22 protein-coding genes are annotated in these 22668 nt (G+C 69.4%); 9 read left to right on the plus strand and 13 right to left on the minus strand.

Going from position 1 to position 22668, the window contains the following annotated elements; translation table 11 throughout:
* Nucleotides 1-2: 2 nt before the first annotated feature.
* The 3 genes from G412_RS0107975 to G412_RS0107985 form a co-directional block, all read right to left on the minus strand.
* Nucleotides 3-791, minus strand: coding sequence for a GntR family transcriptional regulator (locus tag G412_RS0107975; protein ID WP_028811628.1), 789 nt, complete (start codon nt 789-791; stop codon nt 3-5).
* A gap of 156 nt (nt 792-947) precedes the next feature.
* Complete coding sequence (locus G412_RS39575; protein WP_028811629.1) at nt 948-1841, minus strand: hypothetical protein; 894 nt, start codon at nt 1839-1841, stop codon at nt 948-950.
* A 137-nt stretch (nt 1842-1978) separates the two neighbouring features.
* Nucleotides 1979-3115, minus strand: coding sequence for an ROK family transcriptional regulator (locus G412_RS0107985; protein WP_028811630.1), 1137 nt, complete (start codon nt 3113-3115; stop codon nt 1979-1981).
* Nucleotides 3116-3171: 56 nt separating this feature from the next.
* On the opposite strand from G412_RS0107985, the gene G412_RS0107990 reads away from it, so the two are divergent.
* Together G412_RS0107990 and G412_RS0107995 are read left to right on the plus strand one after the other, a co-directional pair.
* Nucleotides 3172-4296, plus strand: coding sequence for a Gfo/Idh/MocA family oxidoreductase (locus G412_RS0107990; protein ID WP_051338202.1), 1125 nt, complete (start codon nt 3172-3174; stop codon nt 4294-4296).
* Between the two features lie 146 nt (nt 4297-4442).
* Nucleotides 4443-4904 (plus strand): heme-degrading domain-containing protein, encoded by a 462-nt coding sequence (locus G412_RS0107995; protein WP_028811632.1) that lies wholly within the window; start codon nt 4443-4445, stop codon nt 4902-4904.
* A 625-nt stretch (nt 4905-5529) separates the two neighbouring features.
* On the opposite strand, the gene G412_RS0108000 is transcribed toward G412_RS0107995, so the two are convergent.
* The 5 genes from G412_RS0108000 to G412_RS0108020 all read right to left on the minus strand — a co-directional run bounded on the left by G412_RS0108000 (nt 5530) and on the right by G412_RS0108020 (nt 9561).
* Nucleotides 5530-6393 (minus strand): fumarylacetoacetate hydrolase family protein, encoded by an 864-nt coding sequence (locus G412_RS0108000; protein ID WP_028811633.1) that lies wholly within the window; start codon nt 6391-6393, stop codon nt 5530-5532.
* 122 nt (nt 6394-6515) lie between these two features.
* Complete coding sequence (locus G412_RS0108005) at nt 6516-7292, minus strand: YidC/Oxa1 family membrane protein insertase (protein ID WP_028811634.1); 777 nt, start codon at nt 7290-7292, stop codon at nt 6516-6518.
* A 161-nt stretch (nt 7293-7453) separates the two neighbouring features.
* Complete coding sequence (locus tag G412_RS0108010) at nt 7454-7756, minus strand: DUF6412 domain-containing protein (protein WP_037648064.1); 303 nt, start codon at nt 7754-7756, stop codon at nt 7454-7456.
* 290 nt (nt 7757-8046) lie between these two features.
* Entirely contained in the window at nt 8047-8619 is a 573-nt protein-coding gene (locus G412_RS0108015; protein ID WP_244282880.1) for a hypothetical protein, read from the minus strand.
* Nucleotides 8620-8805: 186 nt separating this feature from the next.
* Nucleotides 8806-9561: a class E sortase gene (locus G412_RS0108020; RefSeq protein ID WP_341860549.1), complete on the minus strand. Its 756-nt coding sequence runs from the start codon at nt 9559-9561 to the stop codon at nt 8806-8808.
* 216 nt (nt 9562-9777) lie between these two features.
* Between G412_RS0108020 and G412_RS0108025 the strand changes: the two genes are divergently transcribed.
* The 4 genes from G412_RS0108025 (at nt 9778) to G412_RS37795 (ending at nt 13502) form a co-directional block, all read left to right on the plus strand.
* A complete protein-coding gene (locus G412_RS0108025; protein WP_028811638.1) occupies nt 9778-10794 on the plus strand; it encodes an SEC-C domain-containing protein in 1017 nt (338 codons plus the stop codon).
* Nucleotides 10791-11249, plus strand: a complete 459-nt coding sequence (locus tag G412_RS37790) for a very short patch repair endonuclease (RefSeq protein WP_244282881.1) — start codon at nt 10791-10793, stop codon at nt 11247-11249. The genes G412_RS0108025 and G412_RS37790 overlap by 4 nt, the downstream gene beginning before the upstream one ends.
* 106 nt (nt 11250-11355) lie before the next feature.
* Complete coding sequence (locus G412_RS40740; RefSeq protein WP_244282882.1) at nt 11356-12249, plus strand: NgoMIV family type II restriction endonuclease; 894 nt, start codon at nt 11356-11358, stop codon at nt 12247-12249.
* 143 nt (nt 12250-12392) lie between these two features.
* The gene (locus G412_RS37795) at nt 12393-13502 is read left to right on the plus strand and encodes a DNA cytosine methyltransferase (RefSeq protein ID WP_078606852.1); all 1110 of its coding nucleotides are present in this window, start codon (nt 12393-12395) and stop codon (nt 13500-13502) included.
* Between the two features lie 2 nt (nt 13503-13504).
* On the opposite strand, the gene G412_RS37800 is transcribed toward G412_RS37795, so the two are convergent.
* Nucleotides 13505-14464 carry a NaeI family type II restriction endonuclease gene (locus G412_RS37800; RefSeq protein WP_078606853.1) on the minus strand — a complete coding sequence of 320 codons (960 nt, stop codon included), beginning with the start codon at nt 14462-14464 and terminating at the stop codon, nt 13505-13507.
* Nucleotides 14465-14622: 158 nt separating this feature from the next.
* Entirely contained in the window at nt 14623-14889 is a 267-nt protein-coding gene (locus G412_RS0108035; protein ID WP_028811640.1) for a hypothetical protein, read from the minus strand.
* Between the two features lie 306 nt (nt 14890-15195).
* On the opposite strand from G412_RS0108035, the gene G412_RS0108040 reads away from it, so the two are divergent.
* Nucleotides 15196-15405 carry a DUF397 domain-containing protein gene (locus G412_RS0108040; RefSeq protein ID WP_037648067.1) on the plus strand — a complete coding sequence of 70 codons (210 nt, stop codon included), beginning with the start codon at nt 15196-15198 and terminating at the stop codon, nt 15403-15405.
* A 124-nt stretch (nt 15406-15529) separates the two neighbouring features.
* Here the strand turns inward: G412_RS0108040 and G412_RS0108045 are convergent, their stop codons facing one another.
* Nucleotides 15530-16519, minus strand: coding sequence for an NHL repeat-containing protein (locus tag G412_RS0108045; RefSeq protein ID WP_028811642.1), 990 nt, complete (start codon nt 16517-16519; stop codon nt 15530-15532).
* Nucleotides 16520-16826: 307 nt separating this feature from the next.
* On the opposite strand from G412_RS0108045, the gene G412_RS0108050 reads away from it, so the two are divergent.
* A complete protein-coding gene (locus tag G412_RS0108050) occupies nt 16827-17720 on the plus strand; it encodes an excalibur calcium-binding domain-containing protein (RefSeq protein ID WP_244282883.1) in 894 nt (297 codons plus the stop codon).
* 268 nt (nt 17721-17988) lie between these two features.
* Here G412_RS0108050 and G412_RS0108055 read toward each other — a convergent pair whose 3' ends face one another.
* Nucleotides 17989-18906, minus strand: a complete 918-nt coding sequence (locus G412_RS0108055; protein ID WP_028811644.1) for a S1 family peptidase — start codon at nt 18904-18906, stop codon at nt 17989-17991.
* A 935-nt stretch (nt 18907-19841) separates the two neighbouring features.
* Nucleotides 19842-21149, minus strand: coding sequence for a DUF445 domain-containing protein (locus tag G412_RS0108060; RefSeq protein WP_244282889.1), 1308 nt, complete (start codon nt 21147-21149; stop codon nt 19842-19844).
* Between the two features lie 211 nt (nt 21150-21360).
* Here G412_RS0108060 and G412_RS0108065 point away from each other — a divergent pair, with 211 nt between their 5' ends.
* Nucleotides 21361-22653, plus strand: coding sequence for an SGNH/GDSL hydrolase family protein (locus G412_RS0108065; protein ID WP_028811646.1), 1293 nt, complete (start codon nt 21361-21363; stop codon nt 22651-22653).
* Nucleotides 22654-22668: the final 15 nt, after the last annotated feature.

Genomic DNA, 22668 nt, shown 5'->3' on the forward strand with positions numbered 1-22668 from the left:
CCTTACTGGTCCCGCCCGCCGAGCCGCACCGTGAAGCTGAAGCGGTCCCCCCGGAAGAGCGTCCGGACCCTCTCCAGTGGCCGTCCCTCCACGTCCCGTGACAGCCGGTGGATCAGCAGCATGGGAAGCGCCGGCGGCGTACCGATGAGCACCGCCTCGCGAGGAGTCGCAAGGACCGTCTCGATCCGCTCGTCGGCGTCGCCGAAGGACACCCCGACGTGATCGTGAAGGTAGGAGTAGAAGGACGAGTCCGGCTCGAAGTCGGCGTCCAGGCGCGGGACGCGAGAAACGGCGACGTACGTACTCTCCAGCCCCACCCGCTCGTCGTCCGCGAGGAGCACCCGCTCCAGGTGCCAGACCGGATCACCCACCTCCACCCCCACATCGGCCGCCAGGGCCGCGGGGCACGGGAAGCGGTCGAGCCCAATGAGATTACGGCCGGGCCGCCGGTTCTGGCGGCGTACGCCCTCGGTATAGCTGGCCAGGGCGAGCGGCTGTTCCAGCTTCGGCCCCGCCACGACCGTGCCGCGTCCCTGCCGGCGCAGGCGCCCCTCCATGAGCAGCTCGCGCAGCGCCTGGCGTACGGTCTCGCGGGAGACTTCGTACCGTACGGCGAGATCCCGCTCGGTCGGCAGCAGCCCGCCCTCGCCCAGCTCTCCGATTAGGGCGGCGATTCGGGCTTTGACGGCGTAGTACTTGGGAACACGGCCATGCTCCGGGATGCCGGAGCGGATCGGCGCTCCAGGGTCCTGGTCGTGCGTCGCGTACGGGTAGTCCTTCGGGTAGTCCACGCAGTGGATGTTCGCAGACGATGTTGAAGGCTCCCCCGCGAGCGGCGCGCGACGGTGGCCGGACCAGCTCGCCGCCCGGCGCCCGCCGCCTGCCGCCCGGCGCCCGGCGACGGGCGACGGGCGACGGGCGACGGGCGACGGGCGACAGAGGCGCGCTCACTCGCGACGCTGCGGTGCGCGGAGGCGCCGGGAGCCGGCGACGAGTGCTCCGCCCGCGAGGAGCAGCGCGCCGGCGGTGGCGCCGAGGGCGAGCAGCGGACCGGGGTCGCGGCCCGTCATGGCGAGCGCGTGGGGGTGCTCGCGGATGCGCGGCGTACCGTCGTCGAGGGTGATGTCGGGCGCGGGATCGTGCTCAGGGGCCGGGGACCGGTCGGGGTCGGGGTCACGGTCGGTGTCGGTGTCGGTGTCGGTGTCGGTGTCATGGCCTGTGTCTCGGTCACCGCCTCGGCCCGTGATGGTGAAGCGGTAGTCGTTCGACTCGCCGACCCACTCGCCGTCGTCGCGCTGCCGCTGCACGACGGCGGCGTTGGCGACGGCGCGAGCGGGGGCGGTGTCGGAGTCGAAGGCGAGCCGCACCTTGACGGTGACGGTGCGGTCGGCGGCGACGGTGAAGCCGGGGAAACCGCCGTCGAAAACGCCGATGTGCTCATCCTCGTCAGTGGTGTGGAAGGGTACGTCGATCCACCGCCCGGCACCGTCCTGGAACTCCAACTCCACCTGCCCCGAGTCCAGTTCACGCTCGCGGTCCATGAGGACGATGACCGGGTGGATGTTGCGGCAGCTCTTGCCGGTGGTGTTGGTCAGCTCCAGCGACCATTCGCCCGCCGCCCCGCCCGCGCGGTAGGTGTCAGGGCCGCCGCGCAGGCGGGTGGTGATGGGGAAGTCGGACGAGGCCGGGTCGCCGCAGGAGGGGCGCTCGTCCGGGGCGGCGCGGAAGGGCTCGGCGAAATGCGCGGCGCCCTCATCGGCATGGGCATGGGCAGCGACGGCCCCGGAAGAAGCCAGGGCGGCTGCCGTAACTCCGAGGGCGAGGGCAATGCGCAGTCGCATGAGAAGCCTTTGCAGGTCGGGGTCACCCGGTCATCGTCCGTGACCCTGCCACCCCCGCACGACGGCCCCTCGTACGCCACACCCCAGTACGTTCATATGACCACGACGAATCCCCCCAACGGCCCACTGCCGACCGCTCACGCTCCGTTCCCTCCACTGGGGAACGCGACGTTCGCATGACCGAAAACCGGCGCCAGGACGAGCTGCGCCGCCCCGTCGGCAACGGCGCGCCCGTCGCCACCCGCCGCGGCCACCGGCACCGCGGGCCCGCTGCCCTCGCGCCGGGCGAGCTCGGCCAGCACCGCCCCCACACCCCGTACGAACACGTCCTCTTCCGCGGCCACGACCCGGCCGCCGAGCAGCACCCGGTCGATGTCCAGCAGCCCGACGAGGTTGGCGGCCCCGGTCCCGAGGAGCCGCGCGGCCCGCGCGATGTCGCCGCGGGCGACGGCGGCGAGGCAGAGCGCCTCGATGCAGCCGCGACCACCGCAGGAACAGGGCGGCCCGTCCATCTGGAGGGTCTGGTGCCCGAACTCCCCCGCTCCGGTGCGCGCCCCGCGATAGAGCGCCCCGCCGAGCACGAGTCCGGCACCGAGCCCGGTACCGAGGTGGAGGTACGCGAAGGACCCGCCGGCGGGGCGGGCCCGCAGTGCGAGCCCGAGCGCGGCGGCGTTCGTGTCCTTGTCCAGCACCACGGGCAGCCCGAGCCGCTCGCTCAGCACGTCCCGCAGCGCGAACCCGTCCCACTGCGGGAACCCCGTCACGCGATGCAGCACCCCCCGCCCGTGATCGAGCGGCCCGGGCGCGGCGACCCCCACTCCGAGCAGCCTCTGCCGCCCCGACGGCCCGGGCGGGGGAAAGCCCAGCGCGGCGACCTCGCGGGACGCCGCCTCCAGCACCACCTCCGCACCCGCGCCCAGGTCCAGCGGCGCCCGCCGCGTCGCGACCGTCGTGCCCGCCAGGTCCACCAGGACCGCCGTCAGCTCGTCACGGTCCAGGTGCAGCCCGACCGCGTACCCGGCGTCCGGGACCAGCCGCAGCACCGTCCGGGGCTTGCCGCCCGTCGACGGGCGGTGGCCGGCCTCCGCCGCCAGGCCCTCTGCCCGCAGTCGCGCGGTGATCTTGCTGACGGCCTGCGGCGTGAGGCCGGTGCGCTCGGCGAGCTCCAGGCGGCTGATGCCGGCCTCGCCCGCCGTACGCAGCAGGTCGAGGACGAGGGCGGCGTTGTGGTTGCGCAGCGCCGGCAGGTTCGCGCCTGTATTGCTCCTGTTCACGGACCCATTGTCCACCGCGCTTGCACTTTGGCAACAGCGTTGTTTAAGTGGAAGCCATGACCACGACTGGCACCGGCACCGCCAACGGCACCGAAACCCGCGCCCCCCACGCCCCCTTGCGCGTCGGGCTCGTGGGCTACGGCCTCGCGGGCTCCGTCTTCCACGCCCCCCTCATCGCCGCGACCGAGGGTTTCACCCTCGATACGGTCGTCACCTCGAACCCCGAGCGGCAGGAGCAGGCCCGCGCCGAGTTCCCCGGCGTCCGGCTCGCGGCCTCCCCCGACGAGCTGTGGACGCGCGCGGACGAACTCGACCTGATCGTGATCGCGTCCCCCAACAAGACGCACGTCCCGATCGCCACCGCGGCCCTCAAGGCGGGCCTGCCGGTCGTCGTGGACAAGCCCGTCGCCGGCACCGCCGCCGAGGCGCGCGAACTCGCCGCGCTCGCGGAAGACCGCGGCCTGCTCCTCTCCGTCTTCCAGAACCGCCGCTGGGACAACGACTTCCTCACTCTCCAGCGGCTGATCGCCTCCGGTGAGCTCGGCGACGTACAGCGCTTCGAGTCACGTTTCGAGCGGTGGCGCCCGCAGATCAAGGGCGGCTGGCGGGAGTCGGGCGACCCGGCGGAGATCGGCGGGCTGCTGTACGACCTGGGCAGCCACGTCGTCGACCAGGCGCTGGTGCTCTTCGGCCCGGCGGTGCGGGTGTACGCCGAGTCCGATGTACGCCGCCCCGGCGCGGAGGCGGACGACGACACGTTCATCGCGATCACGCACGCGAACGGCGTCCGCTCGCACCTGTACGTGAGCGCCACCACCGCGCAGCTCGGCCCGCGCTTTCGCGTGCTGGGCTCGCGCGCGGGCTACGTGAAGTACGGCCTCGACCCGCAGGAGGGCGCGCTGCGCGAGGGCAAGCGGCCCGCGGCGGACGGGCACTGGGGCGAGGAACCGGAGGCGGCGTGGGGCCGCATCGGCGCGGGCGAGTCCCCGGCGACGGGCGGCGGCAGCCCGGTCCCGACGCTGCCGGGCGACTACCCGGCGTACTACGCGGCCGTCGCCGCCGCCGTGCGGGCGGGCACCGCTCCGCCGGTCACCGCCGCGCAGGCGGCCGCGGCACTGGACGTACTGGAGGCGGCGCGCCGCTCGGCCCGCGAGGGCGTAACGGTGGAGGTCCGGTCATGACATCTACGAGCCCGGGCCGACCGAGCGCCGAACTGCCGAGCGCCGGCCAGCTGAGCGCCGAACTGCCCACCGGGCCGCCCGCCTCGCGGCCCACGTTGCCGCCCACCTCGCGGCACACCGAACAGCCCACTGAACAGCCCGCTGAACTGCTCACCGAACTGCTCACCGAGCTGATCGCCCAGGAACGCCGCCTGATCCTCCCCCGTTTCACCCACGAGGACGCGTGGGCGCTCGGCAGCCTCCTGGTCGGGCTCGCACGCGAGCGTGACGCCCCGGTGGCGATCGACATCCGGCGCGGCGCGCAGCAGCTCTTCCACTGCGCGCTGCCGGGGTCGAGCGCGGACAACGACGCGTGGATCGACCGCAAGCGCCGGGTCGTGGAGCGGTACGGCGAGAGCTCATACCTGGTCGGCACGCGTTTCCGCGCCAAGGGCACGACGTTCGAGGAGTCGTCGCGCCTGGACCCGGACGTGTACGCAGCGCACGGTGGCGCGTTCCCGATCGCGGTGGAGGGCGCGGGCGTAATCGGCACGGTAACGGTCTCCGGCCTCCCCCAGGCGCAGGACCACGCACTGGTGGTGGAGGCGCTGGAGCAATTCCGGTCCTGAGGGAGGGGCGCGGAGCCGGCGGGGCTTCTGCCTGGGCGGGGCCCGGCCGGGTCCTGCGCAGTTCCGGTCGTGAGGGAGGGCTGGGGCCCGAGCGAGGCGGCTTGCCTGGGCGGGGCCCGGCCGGTCCTGGCGAGGGCCCGGTGACGGCTCGGCGGGGCCCGGCGGGGGCCCGGCGGGAGCCACCATGGCGGGAGCCCGGCGGCAGCCCGGCGGGGGGCCTGGCGGCAGCCCGGCGGGAGCCCGGTGGCAGCCGGTGGGGCCCGGCAGGGCCTCTTCCCCACCCCGCCCCTTCCCGGCCGTGACACTTTGCGGCTCCGCCGCATGGGGGCAAACCTCAGCCCCCCGGACACCCCCCCCGGCGTGTCCTCCGGGCGGTGTCCGCAAACGCCGGACGGGCTGGATTTCTGCCGCAGCGTGGGCTGGATGGTTGCCGACCGGGCGGGCCGAGTTTTGCGGCCAGGGCCGCAAAACTCGCCCCTGCCCGGTACGTCCAGCCCCTCCGGCGTTTGAGGAGCGGGGTCTGGGGCGGAGCCCCAGTTCGGGAAGGGGCGGGGTGGGGAAAGAAAGGCTTGGCCCGGCGCCAGCACCCCCGGCCACCGCTTCGACGCCCCCCGCCGGGAGGCGACTACGCGTCCTTCAGCTCCTGCCGCTGCCGCCCCAGCCCCTCCACCTCAAGCTCCACCACATCCCCCGACCGCAGATACGGCTTCGGCTCCGCCTGCCCCATGGCCACACCGGCCGGCGTCCCCGTGTTGATCACGTCACCCGGATACAGCGTCATGAACTGGCTGACGTACTGCACCACTTCACCCACCGGGAAGATCTGCTCAGCGGTAGTGCCGTCCTGCTTCAGCTCACCGTTCACCCACAGCTTCAGACCCAGCACCTGCGGATCCGGCACCTCGTCCGCCGTCACCAGCCACGGACCCAACGGGTTGAACGTCTCGCAGTTCTTGCCCTTGTCCCACGTGCCGCCGCGCTCGATCTGGAATTCGCGCTCGGAGACGTCGTGCGCGACCGCGTACCCCGCGACATGCGCGAGCCCCTCCTCGGCCGAGTCCAGGTAGCGGGCGGTACGGCCGATGACCACGGCCAGCTCGACCTCCCAGTCGGTCTTCGTGCTGCCGCGCGGTACGAGAACCGTGTCGTCGGGACCGACGACCGTGTCCGGAGCCTTGAAGAAGATGATCGGCTCGGCAGGTATCGCCGCCCCCGTTTCGGCCGCGTGATCGTGATAATTCAGCCCAATACACACGATCTTGCCGATACGCGCGAGCGGCGGTCCGACCCGCAGCGTCCCGGCCGCATCGTCGATCACCGGCAGCTCACCGCCCGCCGCAGCCGCACGAACCCGGCCCAGCGCCGCCTCGTCGGCGAGCAGGTCGCCGTCGATGTCGGTGACGAGACCGGACAGATCCCGCAGCTTCCCGTCCTGGTCGAGCAGTGCCGGACGTTCGGCACCCACCGTTCCCACACGCAGCAGCTTCAAGGTCAGTCTCCTCTGGTCGAGAGTCGCGTTCGGCCCCGGCCGATGGGTGCGGCCATCGGAGGATTGGCCGATCCTCCAAGGTCGAGGTCCAGTCCGCAAGACCCCGTTCACGGACTGGACCCTTACCGGGCGGTAGCCACGGCGCCCCCACCAGCCGGTATGTCCCGGTACAGCCACGCCCGCTCCACCGCGCTCCACGTCGTACTGGTGACGACGTACAGCGCGGCGGCCAACGGCACCACCGCCACCGTGATGAGCGTGGCGAAGGACATCAGCGGCATCACCTTCGTCATCGCCCCCATCGCCCCCATCGCCCCGGCGCCCGGCAACTGCGCCCCGTCCGGGCCCGCGACCGGCATACCGGGGGACGCCGCCATCTGCTGCTTCGTACGCCGGTAAGTGAACGTGGCCACCGCCGCGACGACCGCGAACAGCGCGACGTACAGCAGCCCCTGCGCCCCGACCACCCCGCCGTCCGCCAGTGCGTCGGTCCAGCGGTCGCCCAGCGGGCTGGCGAAGAGGGTGTGGGTGAGGAGTTCGTTCGGTTCGCCTCCGATCTGCTGGTTCGAGAAGAGGTGGTACATCAGGAAGAACGCCGGCAGCTGGAACAGGCTGGGCAGGCAGCCCGACAGCGGCGAGACCTTCTCCTTGGCATGCAGTTCCAAGATCGCCTTTTGCAGGCGCTCCGGGTTCTTGCCGTGCTTCTTGCGCAGCTCGGCGATCTGCGGCGCGAGCTTGGTGCAGGCCTTCTGGCCCCGGGCCGTCGCCCGCGACAGGGGATGGATGGCGAGTCGTACGCACGCCGTGAACAGGACGATCGCGGCGGCTGCGGCAGAGGCGTGGAAGAACGGTTCGAGCAGGTCCGCGAGGCGTGCGACCAGGCTGGCGAAGACGGACATGGTGAGCCCTCCGAGGGTCTCGTCGTGCCGGAAGAGAGACAAATCGGCATGACGACCCACGCGAAGTACGTACGCGAGGCACGCACGCGATGCAGGTAAGTGCACGTACGCGAGCAGCGGCTCAACGGCGTCGGAAAGCGGCGCGCCCTATGCGGTGGTCGTCACAGGACGACGACACCCGGCGCCCGGGGCCTGGTCCGCCCCCGCGCATCAGGATCACGCTGCGGCAGAAACGCGGTGCGTTTCTCCCGGTCCCGTATCGCCGTACGCACCCGCGTGCGGGGCACGGCGGGAACGGAACGCGCCGCGACGAGCGCGCAGGCGGTGAGGGCGGAACCGGCCGCCGCGGTGGCGGCGAGCGCGACGGCGGCGGAGAAGCTGCCGTTCTCGACAAGGAGGACTTCGGTCACCAGGAAGAGGACAAGACCGACCGTGCGCAACAACCGCGCCGAACAACTGATCATGGTCCCCCCTCTCAGTGACTCAGTAACCCACCGGCACATCGACCGGTTCTCCGACGATGCTAATGCCCGGCACTGACAACGCCCCCTGCCGGTCCCCTCACCCCCGCCGGACCCGAGGCAAGAGCAAGGGCAAGAACCTGCACACCGGGCTGCGAGTCAGAATCCCGCGGCCCGTAATGACTGACGCACAACGCGACCACCAAGTTCCCCGCGAGCGCCACCTGCGAGGCAACGCCGCCGCGACCCCGGTCACCCCACCGCCCAGATCGACATGAATCGACCTAATCGACCTAATCGACCACGAAAACGACTGCCCCGACGTCAGCGAACTTCCAGAGGGCGTCACCGTCGCCGGCGCGCACGCGGATCCCGCCCGTCCGAACACCGGGGGCGGGCTCCGGCGACGAGCCGTCGACGGCATTGGAGAAGGCGATGGAAACGCCGGAGTTCGTGGAGAAGTAGACGACGTTCTCGATCTTCACCCCGTCAGACCCCGTCCCTTCGGGCCGCCGGAAGGAGACCAGGTGGGACCCCTTCACCGGACTCACCGATCCGGGCCAGACACTGAAAGAGCGACGGGAAAGGTTACTGGCATCGACCAGCCAGACCCTTTTCTGCCCGAGCGAATAAACAATGCGCCTGCCGTCGCCCGAATTCACCGGCACCTCAGCCCGAGGCGGCTTGCGCGGCGGAGTGGACCGGCGCGTTTCCGGCGACGGCGCCGCGGTGGGCCGCGACGCGAAGGGCGCCGCGCCCGGCGGCTTCGAGCGACCGGCCTGCACGGCCAGCACGGTGACGACCGCGAGGGCCGCCACGGTCAGTGCGGCAACCCAGGCCCACGAGGGCAGCCGGCGGACATGCACGCGCGCGATTCTCCTCAACTCCCGTGCCGAAAAGGGGCAATTCGATCATTGCCCGGCACGAGCCCGGCCCTACCCAGAACGTCCGATCATCGTACTCCCACCAGGTACGTTCCCCCAGGCCGCAGCGGCCCGCCACAGTCCACAACGGGGCCAGTCCCCAGCGCGGCCATCCGAGCCCTGGGGGAACTACCGGGGCCGCATCGCCGCCAGCTTCCCCCACACCACCAGCCGGTACTTGGACGTGTACTCGGGCGTACACGTCGTCAGCGTCAGGTAGTACCCGGGCTCCCCGTACCCGGCTCCCGTACGGACGTTGCTCCTGGGCACCTTCGCGATCACCCCGACATCGCGCGCGGAGGTCTGCGCGAGCCCCTTGTCGACGACGTACGTAAAGACGGCTTCCCTCGTCTCGACCTCTACCTCGTCCCCGGCCCGCAGCCGGTTGATGTAGCGGAACGGCTCGCCGTGCGTGTTGCGATGCCCCGCGAGCGCGAAGTTGCCGGCCCCGCCGGGCTGCGCCGTCTGCGGGTAGTGCCCGACGTACCCCTTGTCGAGTACGCCGCCCTTGCTGACGCCCTGCGCGACGGGCGCGGTGACGCCGAGGCGCGGGATGCGGAGGATGGCGTACGCCTGATCCCAGCGGGGGCCCGACGGCTTACGGTCGCCGCCGCGCGGCCGGGGCGTACCGGCGCCTCCACCCGCCGCACCGGAACCAGGCGCCTCACCCACCTCCCCGCCACCGGACGCCCCGCCACCGGGCACCTCCGCCGCCGGCGCCGAGGGCGCGGGGCCACCCTCCCCCTCCCCCCACTCCCTCTCCAGCGCCTGCACTTTCCGCTCGGCGCCGTCGCGGGCCTGCCGGTTGGTCCACCACAGCTGATGTACGACGAGGAGCAGCACGACGACCCCGAGCGTCACCGCGGCCTCAGCACTCACCCACAACCCGCACACAGCCACCGCACGCCCTCGCGAAGCGCCCCGCACCACCACCGGGACCCGCCTGCGCCCGCGCTTCTGCCCGCGCCTCCGCTCCCGCTCCCGCACGGCGGGCACGATAGGCGGTACGCCGACAACTCTCCAGAGTCGCGCCCATCGCGTCCGCCTCCCATCGCTCCGCGCTCTCTCACCTACACCCCGTACAGCAGTACGGTGTGGACCATGCGCCCCGACACGTCTGCCGATCACGCCGATCACACCGCCGAAGCCGAGCGCCTGCTGCGTACCGCGGCGCAGTATCCCGAGGACAAGGAGCCGCTGTACCTCCAGGCCGCGGCCCACCTGGAGCTGGCGGGCGACCGCGCCCGCGCGGCCACGCTGTACGACCACCTCCTGGCGAAGTCTCCGGACAACCCACCGCTCGTGAAGGCCCTGAAGGCGGCCAACCTGTGGGAGTACGGCCACGAGGCGGAGGCCCGCGCGATCATCGACGGCATCCGCGCCGCGGCCCCGCGCGAGGCGGCGCCGTGGGAGATCATCGCCGAGGCCCTGGAAACCCACGACGAACTCCAGGCGTCCCACGACGCGTTCACGACCGCGCTGACCCTCCTCACCGAACCGTCGGAGGAGATCCCGTACACGTCGCACTCACTCCTGACCGGCCGCCACCGCGTACGCCGCATGCTGGGCCTGCCGCACGACGAGTGGGACGCGCTGGCGGACACCGTCAACGCCGGCCCCATCACCCTGGACGAGCTGCACGACCCGAAGCGGCTGTGGTCGCTGGGCTCGGACAACCCGACGGAGCTCCGCGCCGAGATCGCCCGCCTGCGCGCCGAGCTGGGCACGTACCGCACCGCGCTCTCCCGCCCGTTCCCGGTGGCGATGCTGCACTGGCCGGAGGACGAGCTGCGCGAACTCCTGACGGCGTACCCCGCCCTCACGACGGACTACCCGACGTACGAGGCCCACCTCGCCGCGGTCGAGTCAGCCCTACGGGACCTGTCCGCAGCGGGCGCCCGCCACCTCGGCATCGTAAGAGGAACAGTCCCCTCGTACGAGGCGTTCGCCGCATCGGAGTCAGCCTCCCCCGCAGACGCGTCACTCCTCCCCCAGTACGCCACAACCCTCGCAGCCCGAGGCCGAGCAACAACATGGCCCCCACCCCGCAACGCCCCATGCTGGTGCGGCTCGAACACCCCATACCGCAACTGCCACGGGGGCCCCACCCAGCCATGAGTGCCAAGATTCCAGGTGCGGTTCCTTCCTCCGCTGGCGTCTCCGCCCGTATGAGCCGCCAAGTATCCCGCGACACTGCCTGTGAGATCGCCGTGCGTAAGCTCCTCCACGCGGAAGGCCTGCGGTATCGACTGAACGTCCCGGTCCCCGGTATGCCTCGGCGCACGATCGACATCGCCTTCAGCCGGGCCAAGATCGCAGTGTTCCTGGATGGCTGTTTCTGGCATGGCTGCCCGCTGCACGCGACCCAGCCGAAAGCCAATGCCGAATGGTGGCGCGCCAAGCTTGACAAGAACATGGCGCGCGACCGTGAGACCACGGACCATCTCGAAGCTCACGGGTGGACAGTCCTACGTTTCTGGGAGCATGAGAATCCGGAAACCGTCGCGAGGACAGTAACTCATGCGCGAGAAAATGCGACGCACACGGGCCCGCCAAAGAGCCGTCGACCATAGGGTGCCCGGCTCGACCGCGACACCTTCCTCATGCCTCCTAGCGAGGCGATGGCGATACGTCTGTGAAAGAGTCGTCTGCCTTCAAACCCCGCCGACTTGGAGAAGCATGCCCGCCCCCTTCCTCAGCTCTCTTTGCGGATATCGTGAGGGACGCCCAAACACGTCGGACAAGAACGACAAGGGGTCCATCGAGCTCGGCACAATCTTCTACGAGAAGATAGGGATTTCGCCCCACGCGACGCCCCCCGTCAAGGCCGTGGGAAATCTTATGGCAGAGCTGATGTCGACCGACCTTCAGGAATCTTTTCAGGTCGACGCTCCCCACCTTGTAGTTGAACCCGAGAGATCATTTACGAGCTTTGAGCAGTTCTCACATCTGAACGCCGCGCGAGAGCTCCGAGGCGACATGGCCGCTGGGGTCGTACGTACAGTCAACGCCATCCGCAATTTTTCCAGGATGACGGGAGTGGAACAGAGCCTCCAGCACCAGCTCAACGAACACCTGGACAACCTTCAGGACGAGGTGAGGTCAACCGAAGATCGCCGTCGCGAGCTTCTTGATCTCCTGGGAGAAGAGTCACTCCTCAAACTGGACATCACGGTCTCAAGAGAGATGTCCAACCCGACGAATCCGTCGTCAAGCCTGCAGCATCTGGTAGCAGGCCTGTCTCTGAAGTGGACGCTTCGAACCGATCGCGCTCAGGACTGTCGCAGCCAAGGCTCAAAGATGGCCGCACTCCGACGGGGACGCATGCCACACTTTGCGGCCGTCACGATGGAGCCACGCCCAGCGATGCTCGCCCTGCTCGGCCGCGGCTCCGGCGACATCGACTGCGTCTACCACCTCCACCTCCCAGCGCTCGCCGCAGCCATCGACGAATACTGCTCAGGCACCCAGAGCAAGGCCCGCCAGGGGATCCGTGACAATTTCAAGCGTCTTCGCGATCAACGTAGAGTCCGCGACTACGACGAACTGCGGGACTACGTTGCAACACTCTGAGACCATCGCTCCGCACGCCCCCGCCGGCGAGGCGCATCGAGCCGCGAGCCGCCTGGCTTCTCCAGCCCCGCCCACACCTCTTCACCCGCCAACCACGTGACCATCAGGGACAGCTGTCAGTCCCTCCGATTAACCTGTCCGGTATGGCTAAGCGCATCTCCATGATCGACCTGTTCGCAGGCTGCGGCGGCATGACTTCCGGTTTCGTCGCAGCAAAAGGGTACAAACCGGTCATGGCGGTCGAATGGGACCTTCATGCCGCGGCCACCTATGCGGCCAACTTCGGCGAGTCCCATATGCGCTGGGGCGACATTGCAGAGATCAAGAATCACGAGATCCCCCAGGCTGACGTGATCATTGGCGGCCCCCCCTGCCAGGGCTTCTCCAATCTCGGCACTCGAGATGTCAACGATCCACGCAACACGCTATGGAAGGAGTACATCCGCTTTGTCCGTCACGCGCGACCCAAGGTCTTCGTCATCGAGAACGTTGATCGCTTCCTCAAGTCCTCGGAATTCGCCCTGCTCCAGGCCGAGGTAGGCAACGGGGGCCTCCTAGAGGGATACCAACTAACTCACGGCCACCTGATGGCGGCAGACTACGGCGCACCTCAGCGTCGCAAGCGAACCATTGTCATTGGATCCCGCATCGGGAGAATCCCCCTCCCGGAACCGACTCACGGCCAGGGCAATCCGATTGGATTGAAGAGTTGGCGGACAGTTCGCGATGCATTCAGTGGTAAGACTCTGGCCGACAAACCAAGTACCACCAGCCTGCCCGATTCAAAGGCGACGTTCTTCGGCAAGAACGTCCCGGGCACTTTCAAGAGCGAAGACCTCCACATCGGACGCACCCCGACAGACCTTTCTCTGCTGCGGTATGCACACATCCCGCCGGGAGGTGGGCGTTTCAATCTGCCGGAAGAGTTGCTGCCCAACTGCTGGAAGAAGAAGGCAACAGGAACAACCGACGTGATGGGTAGAATGCAGTGGAATGAGCCGTCACTTACTATTCGAACGGAATTCTACAAGCCGGAAAAGGGGCAGTATCTCCACCCACAGTGGGAGCATGGACCGGACGGCTACCGGGTAGACCGTCCGATCACACATCGGGAAGCAGCGCTCCTTCAGACGTTTCCTGACAGCTTCCAGTGGTGTGGCACGAAGATTCAGATTGCCAAGCAAATCGGCAATGCTGTGCCACCTGTCCTCGCCGAGGCGATTGCCCGGCAGATCAAGCCGTACCTTGTATAGGCTCAATAGCGGATCGAAGGAGCCGGGTGTCTAGGCTCGCCCGGCTCCGCAACCACGTAGCTCTCATCACCAATCGACACCTGAGGCCTGTCGGTTACTCCTGGTGCGGGCACGATCCTAGCGGCTGCCCAGGTACCTTTCTCTGGCACTGGAAGTTTCAACGCCCCGGCAATACGAGGACTTTCATTCTGATGCCCCAGAATGATCACACCCTCCGGAGCCAGACGAATGCGCGCATCTCGCACTCTTTTCGGTGCGTCCAACTGCTTGGCTGCCGTCACAACGGCGTTACGGTCAATGATGCGCCCGTGAACTTGTCTGAAAAGCTGATCCACCCGATTCTGCCCAGCAGATACATTCTCCAAGGCGTTGCGAGTAACGTCATCGAGATTCAGTAGGAGATTCTTGCGCAACTTCCCCTGCCTGAAGAGCCACGTAATCGCACCACGCCCCGCTGCAGAGATGTTGCGCTTGTGGTCTTGGTTACCACCCTGGGTCAATATCTCTTCACGTATGCGGACCAACCCCACAGTGAACACGGAATCTCGGTCATTCGCAGCCATAAGTAGGCAGAGGTGCCCCGTCGCCTCACGCGGGATCATCCACTTTCCGTCGAGCGAGAACTTTGCATCCACATCTACACCGGAAACCCGGTAATCCATTTTCTCACCACGGGCGAGACCAAAGGCCGCCCGACAGACAATCTCAACCTTGGTTCCAAGGTATGTCTTCTCCGTCTTCTCCAAAACGTTCACGTCGTAACGCCCAGTTCGCTGACCATCCATTACCTCATCGAGCGATTGCCGGAAGACTGCGGAGAAGCGCTCTTCCAAGTCCGGGTGATCGGTGAACCACGCCGCGACGCGCTCGACGTCACCACCTCTGGAGGGGTGCACCCCCCTCCCTGCACGCTCCGCTTCGCGTGGGCCAGGAACCTCGAACAGGGCATCGTCTGCTGACATGTAGCCACGATACGTTCAAGTCGCATGCCCTTCCAGGCCAGAACGGACACCGGCACTCTCATGACTCTCGGGCTTGGAGTTGATGGTCGTGCGACACCAAATCCTTTGTGGCGAACCCACATTGGCCCGTCGGCCCGGTCGGACTGTTGCAGAACCAGTCAGGGGCTGGCGGATGTACGAGAGTTGCGTAGCAACCCGCACCCGGCGCAGCGCATCCAGTACGATATCTGCCCCTCCGGGGGCGCGGCTTCGCACAGGCAGACCGGCGCGGACGCATCGGCGAGAAGCAGATGCACGCCGACATCCGGCAGCAAGTCCAGCTTGTCGACCGCAAGCCTGGCCGACTGAAAGCTGGCAAGGCCGGTCAAGTCGATGTCCGCAGCGCTTATCCGCCTGACGCGCTCGGCTTTCGGCTCACCTTCCATCCGTATCCCCCTCAGCTCAGATCCAGTGTGATCCCAAGCCCCATCCATGACTTCGTCGGGACGGAGCGGTGGCACGGAGCCAGTGGAGAAGACCAGCGATCAGATCCGCGGAAGTCTCTTCGGTGACCTCGAGGCTGAGCAGTGAGGTGCCGATTGCGCGGCGCCTCAGCGTCTCTGTAAAGCGCTAGCACCGCCCTCGATCGTCGCGGGTCACTCAGATGCCCGTTAGTCCACAGGGCAATAGGCCCAGGCGCTGGACCTCAGCGCCTCAACCGCACTCCTGAATCAGGCTTCCGAGGAGCTTTGATGGATCACGTCGGCACCCAATGGATCAAGTCGTCCTACAGCGGCGGAAGCGGGACCGAGTGCGTCGAGGTGGCGGGGCTTGAGGGGTGTGCCGCGTATGCCGCCGTGCGGGATTCGAAGGTGCCTGATGGGGGGCGTATCGCCGTGTCGCGCGGGGCGTGGGTGGGGTTTGTTCGGGCCGTGCGGGGTGGGGAGTTCGCGGCGCGCTAGCGTCGCTGGGCGTCGTCGGCGAGCAGGCGAACGGGCTGACCGGGCTGAACACGCGCGTCAGCGCCGTCAGCCTGGTCAGCCCGTCAGTCCGTCAGTCCGTCAGTCCGCGATTCGGCTGGGTCGGCTAGCGGTTGTGGTGGTTGAGGGTGGCGAGGAGGAGGTTTGGGTTCTTCATGGTGAAGAAGGCGGCGCTGGGGACGTAGACCGTCTTGCCGCGTACTGCCACTGAGGTGGGGTTCGACAGGCCGTCCTTTGCGGTGAGGACGACCGAGTGGGTGCCGTTGGGGCGTACCAGGGTCACCTTGTTTTCAGTGAGCAGGGCGGCCAGGATCGTGTCGTCACGGCCGGTGAAGGCGAAGTCGTCGATGCCCGTCAGGCCGGTGGCCCTGGTCTGGATGGGGCCTGCGGACCCGTTCTTCTTCACTGGGATGCGCAGCAGCAGGCCCTTGTCGAAGTTGGTCACCCATACGGCGTCGTCGCGCAGCTGAAGGCCGTTGGCGCCGACCATCCCGGTCGGCGGGGCGGAACGGTCGAGCTTGCTGCCCGTGGCCCATGCCTTCGGCTTGACGCAGTCGTGGCCCGCGGCGGCCTTTGCCGGGACGCGCCATACAGTGCCGCGCACCGAGTCGGTGGCGTACAGCACGCCGCGGCGCTCGTCGAGCGCGAGGCCGTTGGGGAAGCCGTTCTTCGGCAGGCAGGCGATCTGCTTGAGCGTGTGGTCCTTGGGGCTGATGCGCCAGATGCCCGTCAGCTTCGTTCCGGTCGCGTAGTTGACGTACAGCGTGCCGTCGTGCGCCCGCGCGATGCCGGTGGTGACCGCGACCTCTGCGATGGGGGTGTTCGGGTTCGCCACAGCGGGGAGCTCGGCGATGACGCGCGGCTCGTGGTGCGGGGAGAGGCGGGCGACCTGGCGGGCGAAGGCGAACGTCACATTGGCCGAGCCGTCGGGTTCGAGCGCGATGCTCTCCGGCGTCTGGCCTGCCTCGAAGTCGAAGTGCTCGACAACACGCGGGTCGGTCAGTGTCGGCTCGACGGCTGACGTGGGCACCGACGCGAGCGCCGCGAGGGCGACTGCGGCCGTGGCGATTGCGGCCAGGCGTGGGAAGCGGGGCATGGGGCTCCTCCGGATTGCGCGGGGGTGCGAGGGGGGTGAGGGGGTGCGAGGGGCGCTGGTGCCCAGGGAAACATGACGGTGTGTCACTTTGGGTGTTGCCGGGCCCCTGCGGGCTCAGGGATCGCCCGCGTGGCCGACACTGCGGGGGGCCCGTCCCTCCCCGTCGGTCGGAGCGGGCACACTCTTTCATCACAAACGGATGTCGATTCTTCACATCGCCTCGGTGTGACGGACACCACTGAGATCGTCTGCCTCCTCAGCTCGTACGCGATTACTTGGGGGGCCCATGGCGGTCAGAGGGATATCTGTGCGTGGCGCGTCTGCGGCGGGGGTGGCGCTTCTCGCCGTCGCGCTCGTGGGGTGCGGTGGGGACGCCAGTGGGGACACGGATGACGGCGGCAAGGTGGTTGCCGCTTCCGCCGGCGCTTCCGAGAAGGCCACCCCGTCGGAGCCAGAGCCCAAAGCGGAGCTTGAGCTCGTCGACGACGAGGAGAGCGCCGACGCCGCCGAGCCGGTCGTAGTAAAGGTCCTCGACAACGACACCGTCGTGCCTGCCTCGGGTGGGAAGGCGCGGGCTGTGGAAGCTGAGCTGGAGGCGGAGGAGTTCACTCTCGCCGTCGATGTCCAGCCTGCGCACGGCAGCGTGAAGGTCTACGGGACCTCCATCGTCTACACGTCCACCGGCGGCTACGGCGGCGAGGACGAGTTCACGTACCGGCTCGACGTGAAAGGCGTGAAGGGCACGACGCCGAAGCTCAGCGATACCGCCGTCGTACGCATCACGGTGACGAGGCCTGCGCCCAAGGTCACGCCGAAAGCGACGCAGACGCCGAAGCCCAGGAAGGCTACGAAGCCGAAGACGGTCGCCCCGCCGCCGGTGTACTACGAGAACTGCGACGCCGCCCGCGCCGCCGGCGCCGCCCCTGTCCGCAGTGGCGACCCAGGCTACGGGCGTCACCTCGACCGGGACGGTGACGGGGTCGGGTGCGAGCCGTACAACGGGTCGAGTGGTGGGGGCGGCAGTACAACTTCCGGCGGGTCCGGCGGCGGATCCGGTAGCGGGGGCGGTGGCGCGGGTGCGGGTGCGTCGTACGCCAACTGTGACGCCGTACGCGCCGCCGGTGCCGCTCCGATTCGCGTGGGCGACCCCGGTTACGGGCGTCACCTCGACCGGGACGGGGATGGAGTGGCCTGCGAATAGCCACTGCCGTCGTGTTCGGGCGGCCGGCGTCGGCAGGGTGTCATGCCGACGCCGTCGGCGCCGTTGAGCAGGCGTGGCCGTCCGTACGTACTACCGGTCACCCCCCCACAGGTGGGCGCGTGACCGGCGACAGGCGGTCACGCGCCCAGTGCGTGCGTGCGTGTGGCGGGACGGTGGGCCTGGTGGTGTGCTGCGGCCCGCCGGTGTACGGCAGGAGCCGGCGGCCGTCCGAGGAAGGCCGCCGGCTGCTGGTTGGGAGTGGGTGTGGTTAGAAGACGCTTACCCGGTACGCGCTCAGAGCCTCAGTCACCGGCTGGAAGAACGTCGTACCGCCCGAGGAGCAGTTGCCGCTTCCGCCCGAGGTCAGGCCCAGCGCCGTGCTGTCCGAGAACATCGAGCCGCCGCTGTCGCCCGGCTCGGCGCAGACGTTGGTCTGGATCATGCCGTAGACGACATCGCCGTTGCCGTAGTTGACGGTCGCGTTGAGGCCGGTGACCGTTCCGCCGCGCAGGCCGGTGGTGCTGCCGCTGCGCTGGACGGACTGGCCGACGTAGGCGTTGCCGGCGCCGGTGATGTCGCGGTAGCTGCCGTTGTAGAGGTAGACCCGGCCGTCCGCGGCGGAGGCGTTGGAGTGGCGGATGATGCCGTAGTCGTTGTTCGGGAAGCTGGAGCCGGTGGTGGAGCCGAGCACCGTGGTCCTGCCGGAGTTGGTGTACCAGGTGCCGGTGCCGTTGGTGCAGTGGCCGGCGGTGAGTGCGTAGTACGTCGATCCGCTCCGGACGTTGAAGCCGAGGGAGCAGCGGCCGCTGCCGCTGTAGATGGCCTGGCCGCCCGCGATGAGCTTGTTGAACTTGCCGGGCGTGCGCTTGATCTCCAGGGCGTCGGCCTGTGCGCCCGCCGCCTTCTTGATCTTGGCTATCTCGGCAGCCGAGACGGTGTCGTCCGCCGTGACGACGAGCTTGCCCGACGCCTTGTCCGTGTACCACGCGGTACCGGGCACGTCCGCGCCGAGCACGGCGTCGCCCGTCTTTGCGAGCTGGGCGGTGGTCGCCCGGGCGCCGTCGCCGGATTCGGCAGAGGCGATCGGGGTGGCAAGCGCGGAGACGGTCAGCAGAGTCGATGCGACGGCGATCAGCCGTGCACGTCTCGCGACGCCGCCGAGGGGAGACAGGCGCTTGAAGTTCACTACATCCTCCGGTGGGGGATCCCAGGGGCCCGCTGGGTGGGCGGGCCCGTCAGCACGCCGATGCGGGACGACCATCCGTAGCGGTCATGACCCTGCCAACGACGTGGTAGGAATCCTGGGGTGCTGTTGAGTCGTCAACAAGAGCGTCTTTCAGCCGCTCAACACGCGCCCACCAGCGGCGTGTCCGATGCGACAGCGCGGAGCCCGCGACGGCCGTCGCGGGCGGCGGGAACCACGGTGGCGCGACCGGCCGGAGCGGAGGCGCGGCTCGGGTCGTTCGGCCGTGCCGCGCATGTTTGCTGACCCTCCGTCAGCTACCTCGCCGTTCAGGAGCGCCGGAGCACTCCGTGCCCGCACCCACGGGTCCTGCAAACGGAGCGCGAGATGCCACTTCCGCTGATCAGGGCCGCCCGGACCGGACGATTCGCTATCGGACGGCCCCGCGCAGGCGCCCCCGCACACGCGGACCCGCACCCACCTCTGCGTGCCGCCGAAGTCCGTAGCTATTGCACTGACGCCCCTCCGGCCCCTAGCGGCTCACCGACCGCTCTCCGCCCCACCGCACGCCCGCCGAACCCTCTGCCACAGGACCGCTCCGCCGCCCCCGCCCACGGGCGGCGCACCGCGCCCGTGCAGCGTTATGCGCCGATCCCTACTGTTCGTACGCCGGGTACGCCTGTCCGGTTCTGGTCAGTGGCGCAGCCGGCCGTGGCTCTCCCGGCCCCCTCAAAGGCGACCGGAACGCCCTCAAGCACGCCCCAGTAGCGCTCCCCCGTACCGGAACAACACGCCGTTGAACGCCACGCCCCTCCCGCCCGTACTACTCACCAAGCCCCCCACAGGCCGGGCGCGTGACCGACGACAGGCGGTCGCGCGCCCGGTGCGTACGCCTCGCCCCCCAGCGGCGCGCACGCCTCGCACCCCCAGCGGCTCGCTCAACCGCCCACCGCATGCGACACCGTGTAAATCAGCAGCCCCGCCAGCGCCCCCACCACCGTGCCGTTGATCCTGATGAACTGCAGGTCCCGGCCGATGTGCGCCTCGATCTTCTTCGACGTGTGCTCCGCGTCCCAGCCCGCCACCGTGTCGCTGATCAGCGAAGTGATCTCGTTGCGGTACGTCGTCACCACGTACACCGCCGCGCCCTCCAGCCATCCCTCCAGCTTCCCCTGGAGCCGCTCCTCCGTCGCCAGCCGCGTGCCCAGGGAGATGAGCGAGGCCCGTACCCGCAGGCGCAGTTCGCTCTGCTCGTCCTCCGCCGCCGAAATGATCATCGTGCGTACGGACGCCCACGCCGAGGCGATCACGTCCTGGACCTCGCCCCGCCCCAGGATCTCCGACTTCAGCCGCTCCACCCTCGCCCGCGTGTCCGCGTCCGACTGGAGGTCCGACGCGAAGTCCGTCAGGAAGCGGTCGATCGCGCCGCGCGCCGGGTGGTCCGGCTCGTCGCGCATCTCGGAGATGAAGCGCAGCAGCTCCTTGTAGACGCGGTCGCCGACCTTCCGGTCGACGAAACGCGGCGTCCAGCCCGGCGCCCCGCCCTCGATCGCCTCCATCACCGCATCCACATGGCGCACCAGCCACTCATACGCGCGCACGCAGATCAGGTCCACCGCGCGGTCGTGCGCGCCGTCCGCGACGACGTTCTCCAGCGCCTTGCCGATGCCCGGCGCGATCTCCGCCGCGTCCGCCCGCCGCGTGATCGCCTCGCCCACGACCGCCTGCACGTCGGAATCGCGCAGCACGGTCAGCGCGCCGCGCAGGGCCGTGGACAGCTCCTCCGTCACCCGGTCGGCGTGGTCCGGCTCCGCCAGCCAGGCGCCGACGCGGGAGCCGATGCCGATGGCGCGCAGGCGGGTGCGTACGACGTCCTCGGAGAGGAAGTTCTCGCCGACGAAGGAGCCGAGCGTCGTGCCCAGCTGGTCCTTCTTCGTCGGGATGATCGCGGTGTGCGGGATGGGCAGGCCCATCGGGCGCTTGAAGAGAGCCGTTACGGCGAACCAGTCCGCCAGCGCGCCGACCATGCCCGCCTCGGCCGCCGCCGCGACGTACGCCGGCCAGCCGCCGACGCCCGACCGCTCCGCCCAGGTGGCGAGGACGTAGATCAGCGCGACCAGGACCAGCAGCCCGGTGGCCGTCGCCTTCATGCGGCGTACGCCCTGGCGCTTCTCCTCGTCGGCGGCGCTGTACGCGAAGGGCGGGAGCGGGGCGGCCGAGGGGCCGGGAACCTCCTTGTCGTACATGTCGTCAGTTCCCGTCGTCTTGCGATCCATCCGCTCCACCCGTCCGCCCGTCCGCCTCGTACGCACCATCTCGTACCTGATTTTCCCTACCTGACCTACTCGTGGAACGCACGGCGAGTTCCCGACGTCTACCAGGGCGGTGCAATGGCGCATCATGGAGTGAGTTCGAACGGAGCCTCGGGCTCCCTGCGCCCGAGGAGATACACCGAGCATGACCAAGCGCAACGGTTATGCCTTGCTCGCCGCGCTCGCCGCGGTGGTGGTCCTCATCTCGGGGGCCATATTCGCCGGAGCGACGCTCGGCGGTCACGGTTCTGACGACGACACACAGGCCCGTCCCCGTACGCCGCTGCGTTCCGCGGCCCCCGCCACCTCCGCCTCCTGGATCGGCACCTGGTCCACCGCGCCCGCCTTCGCCGAGCCGGGCACGGAACAAGGCTTCCCCGGCCGTTCGCTTCGTAACGTCGTGCACACCAGCATCGGCGGCACCAGCGCCCGCATCACCCTCTCCAACCTCTTCGGCGTACAGCCGCTGCACATCACGCACGCCTCGATCGCCGTCGCCGCCACCCCCGGCGCCCCGACCGCCGCGCACGGCACGATGCGCCGCCTGCACTTCGGCGGCTCGCCCTCGGTCGTGGTCCCGCCGGGCGGACAGGTCGTCAGCGACCCGGCCCCGCTGAATGTGCCGTACGACGCGGACCTGCTGGTCACCACCTACTCCCCCACGCCCAGCGGCCCGGTGACGCACCACCCGCGGGCCCGCCAGACGTCGTACGTCGCGGAAGGCGACCGCACGGAGGACCCGCTCGGGGACGCCTACACCGGGCAGACGCCGTACTGGCGCTACCTCACCGGCGTCGACGTCCTGAGCGGCAAGGCCGAGGGCGCCGTCGTCGTCATCGGCGACTCGATCACCGACGGCGTCACCTCCACGGCCGGCGCCAACCGCCGCTGGACGGACGTCCTCGCCGACCGTCTCGACGGGCGCTACGGCGTCCTCAACGCGGGCATCAGCGGGAACCGGCTGCTGAGCGACGGTACGGGGCCCAGCGGCCTCGCCCGCTTCGACCGTGACGTGCTCTCACGCTCCGGCGTGAAGGCAGCGGTCGTCGTCCTCGGCATCAACGACATCCTGCGGCCGCCGCACGAGCTCGACGCGGCCCGCATCACGGCGGGCCTCGAACAGCTCGCACGCCAGGCGCGGGCGCGCGGCCTGCGGGTCGTCGGCTCGACGATCATGCCGTTCGAGGGGACGCGAGCCCATACGCCGCAGCTCGAAGCGGTGCGGGACCGTGTCAACGAGGCGATCCGTACGCGCGGCATCTTCGACGCGGTCGTGGACTTCGACCAGGCGCTGCGCGACCCGTACGCCCCGGACCGGCTCCTTCCGGCGTACGACTCGGGCGACCACCTGCACCCGAGCGACGAGGGCTACCGGCGCATGGGTACGGCGTTCGACCTCGCCTCCCTGAACCGGAGCGCGGACGCCGCAGGGGTGTAAGCGGGTACTGCGGCG

This window comes from Streptomyces flavidovirens DSM 40150, from assembly GCF_000429085.1.
Taxonomy (GTDB): Bacteria; Actinomycetota; Actinomycetes; order Streptomycetales; family Streptomycetaceae; genus Streptomyces; species Streptomyces flavidovirens.

Excerpts from the sequence above, each read along its gene's own strand:
- G412_RS39575 (WP_028811629.1), bottom strand. The coding sequence starts at position 1,841 with ATGCGACTGCGCATTGCCCTCGCCCTCGGAGTTACGGCAGCCGCCCTG.
- G412_RS0107990 (WP_051338202.1), top strand. The coding sequence starts at position 3,172 with ATGACCACGACTGGCACCGGCACCGCCAACGGCACCGAAACCCGCGCC.
- G412_RS0108005 (WP_028811634.1), bottom strand. The coding sequence starts at position 7,292 with ATGTCCGTCTTCGCCAGCCTGGTCGCACGCCTCGCGGACCTGCTCGAA.
- G412_RS0108010 (WP_037648064.1), bottom strand. The coding sequence starts at position 7,756 with ATGATCAGTTGTTCGGCGCGGTTGTTGCGCACGGTCGGTCTTGTCCTC.
- G412_RS0108025 (WP_028811638.1), top strand. The coding sequence starts at position 9,778 with ATGCGCCCCGACACGTCTGCCGATCACGCCGATCACACCGCCGAAGCC.
- G412_RS37790 (WP_244282881.1), top strand. The coding sequence starts at position 10,791 with ATGAGTGCCAAGATTCCAGGTGCGGTTCCTTCCTCCGCTGGCGTCTCC.
- G412_RS40740 (WP_244282882.1), top strand. The coding sequence starts at position 11,356 with ATGCCCGCCCCCTTCCTCAGCTCTCTTTGCGGATATCGTGAGGGACGC.
- G412_RS37795 (WP_078606852.1), top strand. The coding sequence starts at position 12,393 with ATGGCTAAGCGCATCTCCATGATCGACCTGTTCGCAGGCTGCGGCGGC.
- G412_RS37800 (WP_078606853.1), bottom strand. The coding sequence starts at position 14,464 with ATGTCAGCAGACGATGCCCTGTTCGAGGTTCCTGGCCCACGCGAAGCG.
- G412_RS0108035 (WP_028811640.1), bottom strand. The coding sequence starts at position 14,889 with ATGGAAGGTGAGCCGAAAGCCGAGCGCGTCAGGCGGATAAGCGCTGCG.
- G412_RS0108040 (WP_037648067.1), top strand. The coding sequence starts at position 15,196 with ATGGATCACGTCGGCACCCAATGGATCAAGTCGTCCTACAGCGGCGGA.
- G412_RS0108045 (WP_028811642.1), bottom strand. The coding sequence starts at position 16,519 with ATGCCCCGCTTCCCACGCCTGGCCGCAATCGCCACGGCCGCAGTCGCC.
- G412_RS0108060 (WP_244282889.1), bottom strand. The coding sequence starts at position 21,149 with ATGTACGACAAGGAGGTTCCCGGCCCCTCGGCCGCCCCGCTCCCGCCC.
- G412_RS0108065 (WP_028811646.1), top strand. The coding sequence starts at position 21,361 with ATGACCAAGCGCAACGGTTATGCCTTGCTCGCCGCGCTCGCCGCGGTG.